This window comes from Marinobacter alexandrii (assembly GCF_005871205.1).
Classification (GTDB): Bacteria; Pseudomonadota; Gammaproteobacteria; order Pseudomonadales; family Oleiphilaceae; genus Marinobacter; species Marinobacter alexandrii.
The window spans coordinates 1-1,136 of record NZ_SWKM01000008.1 but is presented as its reverse complement, the minus strand read 5'-3'; the positions used below and the strand labels follow the sequence as shown (position 1 = coordinate 1,136).

At 47.4% G+C, this 1,136-nt stretch carries 1 protein-coding gene; it reads right to left on the bottom strand.

Annotation, left to right across the window (positions count from 1 at the left end):
* Positions 1 to 205: 205 nt before the first annotated feature.
* A complete protein-coding gene (locus FCS96_RS00200; RefSeq protein ID WP_138438247.1) occupies positions 206 to 958 on the bottom strand; it encodes a toll/interleukin-1 receptor domain-containing protein in 753 nt (250 codons plus the stop codon).
* Positions 959 to 1,136: the final 178 nt, after the last annotated feature.

Genomic DNA, 1,136 nt, shown 5'->3' with positions numbered 1-1,136 from the left:
CTGCAAAAAACAAAAAGGCTCCAACCGGAAAATCGAAATCTCCGGTCCAAGGCCGAGCCGATGCCAAACTCGGCGCAAGGAATCCTAGCAACATGACAACGTGATTAGCTTTCATATAGGCCATAACGCTTGCAGCACGCGCGCCCATGGAATGGAGCCGAAGGCGCAATGTAATGGGCGTCGCCGTGCCTGCACTGGTTATGCTTTATTTATCCACAATATCATGTTCGAAAAGGTACTCTCTCCCTATCGGTGTAAGCTTTATTCGAGAAGCATAGTTCTGAACTGTAGTCAGGAGGCCTGCTTGCCTAGCCTCCAATAAGTACTTGTCTGACGTAATCCTGTGCATGCTCAACTCACTGAGTAGATTGTGAAAACTGATATAAGAAGCCGATGTCTTGTTATAGCACCGCGCAACAGCTTTCATGACCTCCTTTATACCGTCAGAACTCCTATCCGGAGCGGAGTTCTCCATGGGCTTAAACGGGTTGGAGCCTATCTCAGGCTTTTCAAACAGAGGGGCGTCGAGCAAGTGCCGCAATAATTCGTCAAAGCTAAATTCAAGCTCAGCATCATTTGAAAAATTAACAAATAACTTCGTGCGCAAAAAAGTTGGAGTGTTGTATGTGCCAGCCGGCTGCCTAATAATGGGGATAACTTTTGCGCTATCAATTTTTGAGAGCAGGTTTGAGGTCAAGATCATTTTCTCATACCCAACTCCACCCTCGCCCGCATTAGCCTTCTCCACATAACGGTTTGAGCAAATCATCAGCACATATTGCGCGGAATCCAACTGTGTCTCCATAAAATGCGGAAGATCGTCTCCTGGTTTCAAGTCCCATTGATCTAGAATTGCATCAATGCCTCGGTTCCGCAAAGTAGTGGCAAAATCTAACACCCATCTCTTATGATCAGCAGAGTCATGAGAATAGGAAACAAACACTCTCGGTGGATTCATTGTAAAACCTCAAAAACAATCATCGACTGCGCACCCGTTTAGTTTTCAGGCATAACGCTCAGCTTAGCGGCGCCTTTGTAATGAAGGCGAAGCCGCAATGAAAAAGGCGTCCGGCGGCCATCGGCCGCGTACTACAGCGACTAGTTAGAAGCCGGTTCACCCGATGGTTTTCGATCCG